The organism is Filibacter tadaridae (assembly GCF_900609045.1).
Classification (GTDB): Bacteria; Bacillota; Bacilli; order Bacillales_A; family Planococcaceae; genus Sporosarcina; species Sporosarcina tadaridae.
In genome coordinates this window covers 1-9,895 of the sequence record NZ_UXAV01000006.1, presented here as the reverse complement: position 1 = coordinate 9,895, position 9,895 = coordinate 1, and the positions used below count along the sequence as shown (strand labels likewise).

Sequence of the window (9,895 nt, the reverse complement as noted above, 5' to 3'; positions counted from 1 at the left end):
GAGCTATGCACTTTTTGAAGAAGGGGCTGAAAAAATGACAAAAGGAAATTCACCGATCATGGCACAGATGGAGAAAGTGTATCGGCATACAAGAGCAAACTCCTTTGCTACTCGTGCCAGATACGAAAGCAGCTGTCGGAATTTTATCGGATTTTTAGATGAAAAATTCAAAATGAAAAACTTGCGGAATTTACAGGATAAACATGTAGTAGCCTATATCCAGCAACGACAAGCGGAAGGGATCGCACCGAAAACGCTCAAAAATGACTTAGGAGCAATTCGCTACATGCATGACATGATCCCAAACATCAAACATGAACTTTCCGACAACAAAGAGCTAAAAAATGCATTTTCCATTGCATTGGGCAAGACACCTGCGGTAAAAGGCAATAGGGCATGGACAGACCATGAATATAACGCTATGCAGCAGTTCGTCCAAGACGTCGCTGAAAGCGACGGGAGGGGAACAGAAACAGCAGCTGATGTGAGAGATGTCATGCAGTTGGCAAGGACCATGGGGTTAAGAGTGACGGAAGCTGTTGCAATGAGTAGATCACAAGTAGAAAAAGCATTACGAAGTGGTGTTTATCAGGTTAAAGGTGAAGCAAAGAATGGGAAATGGCGACAGGTTCCATTGTCTTCTCTCGGAAAACATCTCATGGAAAGTAGAATTCAAGACGTTCAAAGAGGTGGTCGGTTGTTTATTCGTCCTGGAGAACAAACGCATGCGGCAGTTAATCGTGTCGAGAAGTTCATGCAAAATAATCGGCAACAATTCGAAACGGCCGAAGGCCGAGAAATTCGTATGTATGAGGGAAATCCTAATGCTTTAACTTATCACGGATTACGATACAACTACATCCAGGATCGAGTGCAGCAAGAAATAGGAAAAGGCTATTCTAAGTTACAAGCTGCAGCAATCGTTACGAAAGAAGTTGGCCATGAACGAGTAGATGTCATTGACGTATATCTGGGGGAAAAAGGGAGTGCTTTACTATGAATAAAAACAAAAACATTTATAAAATTACTCATTTTTATGGTAGTGATGAAAGTAGTATTTTTATTAAAAGTGAGAAAGAAATTGCAGAACTAATTGAAGTTTTAGCATGTATTGATTTAAAATTTGAAGAAATTGTAGATGACTCTGCTTGTATGAGTGAGGATGCTGTAGGATTAATTTTAGAAGGTTTTTATGAAATAGAACTTATAAAAGACCTTCCAAAAAGGTATCTTGAAGTTATAACAAAGGAAACTTTTCTTCATAGTACAAGGACTGTTTCAAACAGAATTGTCACTATTATTGAAGAGAGTGGATATGGTGCGCCGATAATACAAATAGATAGATTTTGGGCGAGGGAATCATGCTGTGGTGAGACTTCTGTCAAGCTGATGAAAAAACATCTTCCAGTTAGTAATGAGTTTAACGAAATTATTAAACGTTCTAAAATAGGATAAATTAAAATTGAAAAACCGACTAGGAGGTAATTCTAACCCGTTTAGTTCACTGGTACAAAAACTCAGTTAAACAACCAAAAAGACACCCAATTCGCGGATGAATCAGGTGTCTTCTTTTTGCCTATGCGTGAACCTTTTGGTTGAAAAGCAACAGCTTTTAGATAGCTTATTATCAGACCATTCAACAGGCATGCAATAACGATTGTAGCTCTGCTAATACATGTGTTAAAGCTCCTACTAATTTACTGGTTAAAGTTGTGTTGTTTTTTTACACGTAAACAAAAAAGACCTATTCTTCAATTAACTCTTTTCAAATTTTTTATTCAACAAACGCGCCCAATAATGAAAAACTCCACTAAAATAGCCGATTAATTGTACGACTTCTTTTGCCCTTTATTGTTTCTGGATTTTCTAATAAAGAAGAATGTGAAAGCAAGAATCGCTCCTAGAACTATTCCGATAACACTCAAGTTTATTCCCATGCCAGTTGTAATACCATTTGCGCGAAATATACTATGGATTATTATTGAAACGCAAACAATAATAAAACCAATCCATTCAAAGACCTTAGTTCTCACCAATCATTCCCCCTTTTAGTTGCGATTAATAGCTTCTTTGGCATTCCTTTTTTCACGAAAGTGCATCTGCAACTAAATAGCCCGTTTATAATTGAGCGCTGATCTTTCTTTAAAAAATGCGCCCTTTTGTTGAACAAGAAGATCATCTCTTTAAGCAGGTAGATAAATTTCAAAAAATCGATTGTTAGTCGGCAAACCACTCTCCCTTATCCAAGTTCAAGGTGTGGTTGTTAATTATAACAATATGATCATTTACCCATTCTACTTCAACCTCTTGCATAGGCTCTTCATAATAAATCCTCTTTTTAAACCAAAGGGGACCATTTATGATTCCTGTCACACTGATAGAGGTAGCTGCTCCACCATTTAATGTATAAAAGTCTATGGAGATTTTCGAGTCAGGCGATTGTGTTGATTCAATGTGTTCTCTCGCAAATGTATTTACCATTGTTCCTAACAGGAAAATCACCACAAGAGGAAATGACATCATCATCGTCAGCCTACTTCTCCACCTTGCCTTCCAACTGCTTTTGTCTTTGAAACCAATAATACCCATAACCAAAGCTATTACAGCGAGCGACCATAAAGTCAAAGCAGGTGGTGCCATTTGCCAAGTTCGGTTAAATGACGCATATAAAGACTGCAAAGAAAAAATAATTAATATCAAACATAAGAGGAAGGACCATAAATTATATTTACTTCCCACAAAGTTTCCCCCTGATTTTAAGTTTTTTCAAAGAATTGTTTGGAACTAAATGGCCCGATTCTGGTATATTGCTATGCAACAAAAGCGCCCGTTTGTGTAATTTAAAATTATTACACCAATCCCCAAATCACACTTTATTTATGAATTATACTTATTCCCTATTTCTTTGAATTCTTTACTAGCAGCATCAGGTGGTTCTTTATCGTCATTACTTAATTTCCAACTTAGGAAACCCGAGATCAACGCAAATACGAATGCGCCTTGTATAGAAATTTCAATATTCACCATAAAAGTGTCGAGCAATCCGATTAACAAAAACGTAAGCCCTGTATTTAAAATAAACAATAGCCAGCCCTTACTTGTTTTTATAATACCCACGGATTTTAGAGCCTTTGGTATCGCATTTGTAATGAGTGAAAGTGGTATTTCAAGAAAGATATATAGAACAAAGAAAAACAGTAAAGCACTAATTGAATTATATTGTAATCCGAGTAATCTTAGGAAAATATATTCAAAAAAAGTAATAGCGAGCAAAATGAACAATACGATGGACGTACAAATGACAACTGCTTTAAGTTTTTTTATAGTGAACTCCTCCTTGCTATACCTCACCTTTAATTTAGTTTTTTTCATTTACAAATTCCACAATATGGCCCGTTAATTGAACAATAGCAGGCAACTTTCAATAATTCTACACCCACTTTTTCACCGCTTTTTAAAAAAGCGAGTGAAAAGGCTCGGCCTTTCTTCCTCGAGCGTCGCAGCAACCCCCAGCTGTTTTTGTTCCATCGTTTCAGTTAGATCATGGATCAACTTCCTATCTCGCTGCTCAATGATGTCTAGAAATTTCTTAGATAAATGCTCGGCTGCTCGTTCAACTGCTTCACTTGCAACCCGATTTATCAAATCATCTAATTCCTCTTTAGAAAACACGATTTTATCCTTACTTTCTTCAATAACGCCTAGCATCATTTCAGCGTTTTTCTTATCATTAACCTTTGAAACGACTGCCTTTGCGGTGATTTCTAAGCTCTGTGTTTTTTCAATGATTTTTTGGAAGTCCGATAACGCTAAAATATCATGCTGATAATAAATTCTTTGATTTTTATCATTTCGAGAAAATCCATAGCCCTGTCCTTCAAGTTCAATTGCCCATCGTCGAAGTGTATTCGTATTTATATCTAGATTAAGGGCTAATTCTTTCGCAAACATTCCGTATTCGGCCATTCCGATCACCCCATCTATCCCTTCAACTTTCACGTGTTAATCTCCTGTTATCTTGTAAAATAAATTTACATAAAAAAGCTCTATAAACCGATTTAATCTGTCACGATAGCGTTCCTAACATCGAAATATAAAGGCACACTAGCGTGCCTAAAACGAAAAAACTTGACCCCTTTAAAACACCAGGCTTCGCCTAGTCCCACGATGATATTGTGGGCAGTTGATATTGTAACTTCCAATTCGATAAACGAGGATCCGATACCTGTTTCTAGAAAAAAACTCTTTTAATCAAAACAATAATAAATCTCGTTTTTTAGATTCGTCGTATAACCACTTTGTAAAATCATCACTGTCCTTCGAAAAACGATAGCTGCACCCTTCGAATTTATAAACTTCTTGCCTTTGTTCTTCCGTGTGGTCGTCATTGTCTTGTATAACTTCATAAGCCCAATAGTGAAGAAAACGGTGAGTAATTCCCATTTTCATTTTGATTTCGATAAGTTGGCTATAATGCGCAACAAATTGAACCAGTGACCAAAACGTTTCGTCAACATTTAAAGTGGATTTATCGGTTTGATCCTTCAGGTTAACGATGGTTGTTTGCATGTTATCACTCTCTTTCTTCTAACCAATTATAGAAGGGTACAGATTTTTTAACAGTTGGCTTTTCATCATTTTCCAACATCATTTCAATCCATCTAAGATTATCTTTCGCCCGTGGAATATATTCACTTGCTTCTTTTGAAGTCACTTGCTCTCCTTTGCCCTTTCGCATCTCCTCTGTTTCTATAACTAGTTTTTTCGCTTTCTCTTTATTATCTTCGTTTTGCATTCGATGAACGGCGTCCCATAGCGCAAACACTTCGTCAATCAGCCTTTTTAGTTCCTCTGATTGATTGTCTGTTGCTAACGGAACTGTTTTACCTGTTGACCAATGTATTTCAAATCCGACAATAGCTCGACCTTTTTTCTTTTCTTTGTACCATACTTCAAGTTCGGTGTACTTGTTTAATTCTTCAATAGCAACATCTAATACAGTTTTCTTGAATCGACCTGTATTGGACTGATATGTTTTTCTGTTTTCAACACCGAACAAACGCAGGAGAGCTTCTTTTGAAACTGGTACATAGTAAGCCCCGTAACGAGCCTTTAAGTATTCATATAACGTCCAACTAAAGCTACTCTTGAATTGTGATGTAATAGTTAAATCAGTTGTTACATAATGATCCTTTAACTCCAAAATGTGAGGAATCATATCGTCAGTCCATTTAAAGCGAAATTCACCCTTATCGTATTTAATTGATTGAAACACATTCCAATACTCAAAATAATCATTTTCCAAATCCTCAATACTGAACTTTAAATCCAATAATCGTTGTGCATCTATCTTGGCATCTTTGGTTAAATAACGTTTAAGATCAAATTTCCGTTCGAAATCGGCTTTAATGAACCCTGTTTGCCCGTCCTGTTGTGTTGAAAAAATTGCGAAAGCCAATAATTGCATTTGATTTAAAGTTAAGCCATGACTCAACTTTGCCATTGAAAAGTCATTACTCTTTTTAATGCCGTTTTCATAAGACACCAATTGTTTTTTATCGTTTTCCCTAGCCAATCAACTCACCCATTCCCCATTATCTTTTTTCTCTCCTTTTATTGTACTTTACGTATTACGAAAGTACAATAAAAGGAGAGAAAAAGTGCAATAAAAGGAGAGAAAAAGTGCAATAAAAGGAGAGAAAAAGTGCAATAAAAGGAGGGAAAAAGTGCAATAAAACTCTGTAACCCTTGGGGCTCTAGGGCTCGCGAGCCTATTAAAGGTTATTAAGTCTTTTAAGTCTTTTAAAAGAGATTATATATATAGCATTCGCTAATTGTCATGCGTTTCTCTTTTTCTATTAAAAGTCAGAAGCGAGTTATTTTACTTCAAATACAAAAAACATTACTAGAAAAAAGAGCGAGACGAATCCATAAAAGAACTTGTCCCGCTCTTCGAGTCTAGTAAATATAGCCATAGAAATGCACAGCGGTTCCGTATATCAATTTTAAGAGAGAAGGTAAGTGTATCTACCTATCTGATCATAGAACGTCTTCTAGGGGCCTTTAAAGTGTTTTTAAGAAAGGAGTTATCTTAGTACATTTTTCGATTCATTTCACCGAGGCGTTTTGTATATTTATTCGTTTAGACAGGTCCAACGTCCACCAGAAAGCCCGTTAATTCAACGATGTATAATTTAGTGCATAACGAAAGGGAAGGACCATAGAAGGACCATAGAAGGGAAACTGAGGATTTACAAGGGGTTTCCTGTTAGGATCAACTGCCATGAAGTGATGTTATGTCTACTTGTTATGTATGGACTATACAAAATTGGTTAGCAATCAGTTCGATGGTTTGCAGGTGGATCTCATGGAGCACCCAGTTACTTGTTCAACTAACGACCAGATTGTTTAATAATGATATTGTGTGACTTTTCCAAAATAATGTACGTCCATTATTAGGAAGGGAGGATAATATGAAAAAAGTATTGATTCTATTTATTATAATTGGACTTTTATTAGTAGGTTGTTCTCAAAAAGAACTACTTGAAACTAGCGTACCTGTAGCGAAAAGTCACTCAGAAACAAAAATGGAACACTTAGATTTAAAAGAAACAAATGAAATAGCTATATTCAGTACAGCAGTAAGTGATTCGACCAAGGAACCCGGTATTGTTAATTTGGCGAATCCACAGTATACATTCAGTTCTGGTGAAGAATCGTATTTACTTTGGATCTCAGAAGATAACGGAACAGTTATGAACACAAAAGATACTCACACTATTTATTCACTTTCAACTAGTTCAACAAAAGAGGTTAACGAGTTTGTTAACAAAGATTAAATCTTGTTTGAACTAAAAGCTGCCTTTACGTGGCAACTTTTTCTTATTGAGTAATGGGGTTAACTACTTTCGTGAAGAAGACTTAAGTAATGTTTCACCTTCAGTTGTGAATAAATGAAAAACATAATATTAAAAATAAGTTCTATTTGATTACTTTTCCAACCTAAAAGTGTGTATACTGATAGTATTTGGCACTTAAATAGAAAGAGGGTTGATTTCATGAAAAAATCTATGTTATTGGCTTTGTCTTTGACTGTATATTCCTTATTTGGACTAAATACAGCTGAAGCAAGTTCTTTACAGGAAGAAAATGAAGCTAGATTCAACGCCGTTTTAAAAGCACACAATTTGACGAGTGAAGAGTTTAGGCATTTTGGTAACCGTTATTACAATGATAAAGGCGAATTGGTAATTCAATTTAAAAATAATCCTAGTGCTAAAAGTGCTTCATCTTTGTTGACTGACTTTGCTGACGAAAAGAATATAATTGTCGAAAATGTACAATATTCTGAGGTTGATCTCTTTGCTATTCAGGATGAATTCAGTGAAAAAACCAAGCATTTGAATCTATCAAAGTATACTAAAATTGCCATGAACGAAGAAAGTAATGGACTTACATTACAGACACCTTCTCTTACTGACGAACAAAAACAACAAATTTCAGCACTATATAAAGAGTATGGAGAAGACTTTATCCAGTTTGATATCGACTCGAAATATGAATTTATACCAAGTCCTCTCTTGAAAGATCCAAGCGTTACCGTTACAGAACCAAGTAATGAAGTCTCAAGCTTAATTACTCCTTTAGCGGCAAAAACAAGGTACTCTAATTTCAGTGAACTAGGTGGTGGAATAGGACTTAAACTTCCTTCTGGTAACACTTGTACCACGACCGGCGTCGGATTTAAAGGCGCCGATTACTTTATAGTCACCGCAGGGCACTGTTTGACCAATGAATTTGGACTCTTTCGTCAATACGATGCTCCCATAGGTGAAAGTCATTTAGATAGCGGACCATTTGACTTTGGGCTAGTAAAGATCACTCAGTCGGGAAATCTTCCAGATGGAAGATGGGCTACAAACAAGTTATTTAGAGAAACTTCAAAAGGTGACTATGACGCACGAATAAACGCTGTTCAACGTCCCGTTAAATTAGATGTCGTTTCAAAGTCGGGCACCTATACAGACAAAACGGTAGGAATTGTGACGAACACTCGGGTTGTTTCGTACCTTGATGGGCGCGAGTTTTTTGAAGTGACTTCCGATTTCGTGTTTGCAGACCATGGCGATAGTGGTGGTCCTGTTTATAATGAAAACAATGAGTTATTAGGATTAGTTAGTCAGTATGGTGATAAATACGGATCTGGAAAAGTCATTTATAATACCCACCTTATAGATGCAGCCAACCATTACGGTGTAAGCATCTATACAGCTAATACTGCTTTGCGAATTAAATAATCTTTTTACTTCATACAAATTTAATAAAAAAGAACTCTATAAAGTAAATTGTACCCTATAAAGTAGACACTTTAAAAAGAGTCCACTTTATAGGGTCTTTTTGTGTAAAATTAATTGAGGATGAACGGGACAGCGAAATTTGAGATGGGTAAAAAGACTTTCACAGAGAAAGAGATTAGCCTATTATCTAAAAATCCTTATGTTAGGTCGGTTAGTGTAAAAGGGATTACATATTCCGATAAATTTAAGCAACTTTTTATGAAACAATCTGAAAGAGGCATGTTCCCTGGGGAGATATTTGAAGCGTTGGGATTTGATGAAGAGGTAATCGGGATATCACGTATACGTAACTCAGCTGCACGGCGGAGAAAAGCATTCGAGAAAGATGGAGTAATGTTATGTAACCATCGAAACCAAATTCAAATAAGGGTTAAAAGGTAACAAAAACAGGGCCAACTGTATTTGTTTAAATCGTTTTAACAAAGCATTTGAAAACTCTAAATGAAACTGATAAACTAATAGCATATTAATTTACTTTAACTTTTATTGGCCAGACCCATGCGGGACTCGGCGGTGATGACTAATGACAGGCCTTTGGGCTGATTGTGGCGTAAGCAAACTAGACTCCTATTTTGCTACGGAAAAAATCAGATGCCAAAGGTCTTTTTGCGTCCAAAAAACTAACGTTATTAAATGCTGCATTTTGCAGTAAAGTACAACAAATCATAAAAATGGAGTGCTCAAAATGAGTACAAAACTCGAAAAGGAGAGAGGAAATATGCTAACTAAACTATCGGAAAACGAACAAAAACTATTCGAACAGGTGTACAAACGGCATGTAAATGCAATGGGTTCAGAGGAACGAAAAAAGTATGAACGAGAGGAAGTTACAAAAGTTGAAAGGGATGTTCCCAACAAATGTTTAAACGTTCATTTCGCAAACGGCGAGTGGTTTAGATATTACGTGGATGGAACATGGGGCTGAACAAATAGAGTGGAGTTTAATGACTTCACTTTCAGGTAAGGCAGTCAGCAAATACAGGTTGCCTTGCGACTTTGTCGCAAACAAGATGGACGTTAATGCGCGTGTAAGCATTCGTAATGCAGGCTGACGGAAAGAGCCGATCGCTACGCTTGGAGCGGTTAATAAATTCCGGCAGGAAGCGAACGAGGTCGAAGACCTAAGCGATATGCTTGCCTGATGGCAGTTCACTGGAACATGGCGAAGCCAACCCGTTAGGGGATGTTCCATTCAATACTCACACACACAATTGGATACGAGGTACAGCTTTCTCTTTGCCCGCTATTTGGCGATAGCCAAATGAGCACGCCACAGATTTTGAACGAAGTGATAAAAATCTGAAGTGCAATTCGGGCAAAGAGAAAGCTGTACCAAAAAGCCTAAAATACACCCACAAATACTGTTATCACAGGGTTTGTGTTTTGGTTTTAACCTTCGGTTTTTTGAGGAAGTCCTGAGGATGCTCAAAAATGCCAACGGGTGAGCTATGCACTTTTTGAAGAAGGGGCTGAAAAAATGACAAAAGGAAATTCACCGATCATGGCACAGATGGAGAAAGTGTATCGGCATACAAGAG

General features: G+C 36.7%; 11 protein-coding genes. 6 read left to right on the top strand and 5 right to left on the bottom strand.

The window, feature by feature from the left end; genetic code table 11:
- On the top strand, nucleotides 1-1,000 hold a 1,000-nt coding region (locus FILTAD_RS00090; RefSeq protein ID WP_203229601.1), incomplete at its 5' end, for a phage integrase N-terminal domain-containing protein.
- Nucleotides 997-1,455 carry a hypothetical protein gene (locus FILTAD_RS00085; protein ID WP_124068475.1) on the top strand — a complete coding sequence of 153 codons (459 nt, stop codon included), beginning with the start codon at nucleotides 997-999 and terminating at the stop codon, nucleotides 1,453-1,455. The genes FILTAD_RS00090 and FILTAD_RS00085, both read left to right, overlap by 4 nt.
- A gap of 762 nt (nucleotides 1,456-2,217) precedes the next feature.
- Here the strand turns inward: FILTAD_RS00085 and FILTAD_RS16020 are convergent.
- From FILTAD_RS16020 to FILTAD_RS00055, 5 genes are all read right to left on the bottom strand, one after another.
- On the bottom strand, nucleotides 2,218-2,739 hold the full coding sequence (locus FILTAD_RS16020; protein ID WP_238988098.1) for a DUF5412 family protein: 522 nt from the start codon (nucleotides 2,737-2,739) through the stop codon (nucleotides 2,218-2,220).
- A gap of 138 nt (nucleotides 2,740-2,877) precedes the next feature.
- A complete protein-coding gene (locus FILTAD_RS00070) occupies nucleotides 2,878-3,372 on the bottom strand; it encodes a YrvL family regulatory protein (protein WP_124068473.1) in 495 nt (164 codons plus the stop codon).
- 72 nt (nucleotides 3,373-3,444) lie between these two features.
- Nucleotides 3,445-3,999: a MerR family transcriptional regulator gene (locus tag FILTAD_RS00065; protein WP_238988097.1), complete on the bottom strand. Its 555-nt coding sequence runs from the start codon at nucleotides 3,997-3,999 to the stop codon at nucleotides 3,445-3,447.
- A gap of 252 nt (nucleotides 4,000-4,251) precedes the next feature.
- A complete protein-coding gene (locus FILTAD_RS00060; protein ID WP_124068472.1) occupies nucleotides 4,252-4,569 on the bottom strand; it encodes a hypothetical protein in 318 nt (105 codons plus the stop codon).
- 4 nt (nucleotides 4,570-4,573) lie between these two features.
- On the bottom strand, nucleotides 4,574-5,575 hold the full coding sequence (locus FILTAD_RS00055) for a replication initiation protein (protein WP_124068471.1): 1,002 nt from the start codon (nucleotides 5,573-5,575) through the stop codon (nucleotides 4,574-4,576).
- A gap of 898 nt (nucleotides 5,576-6,473) precedes the next feature.
- On the opposite strand from FILTAD_RS00055, the gene FILTAD_RS00050 reads away from it, so the two are divergent.
- The 4 genes from FILTAD_RS00050 to FILTAD_RS00040 all read left to right on the top strand — a co-directional run bounded on the left by FILTAD_RS00050 (nucleotide 6,474) and on the right by FILTAD_RS00040 (nucleotide 9,282).
- Nucleotides 6,474-6,839, top strand: a complete 366-nt coding sequence (locus FILTAD_RS00050) for a YhfM domain-containing protein (RefSeq protein ID WP_124068470.1) — start codon at nucleotides 6,474-6,476, stop codon at nucleotides 6,837-6,839.
- Nucleotides 6,840-7,058: 219 nt separating this feature from the next.
- The gene (locus FILTAD_RS00045) at nucleotides 7,059-8,297 is read left to right on the top strand and encodes a S1 family peptidase (RefSeq protein WP_124068469.1); all 1,239 of its coding nucleotides are present in this window, start codon (nucleotides 7,059-7,061) and stop codon (nucleotides 8,295-8,297) included.
- Nucleotides 8,298-8,417: 120 nt separating this feature from the next.
- Nucleotides 8,418-8,738: an HTH domain-containing protein gene (locus tag FILTAD_RS16250; RefSeq protein ID WP_427854268.1), complete on the top strand. Its 321-nt coding sequence runs from the start codon at nucleotides 8,418-8,420 to the stop codon at nucleotides 8,736-8,738.
- Nucleotides 8,739-9,075: 337 nt separating this feature from the next.
- Nucleotides 9,076-9,282: a hypothetical protein gene (locus FILTAD_RS00040; protein ID WP_124068468.1), complete on the top strand. Its 207-nt coding sequence runs from the start codon at nucleotides 9,076-9,078 to the stop codon at nucleotides 9,280-9,282.
- Nucleotides 9,283-9,895 lie beyond the last annotated feature (613 nt).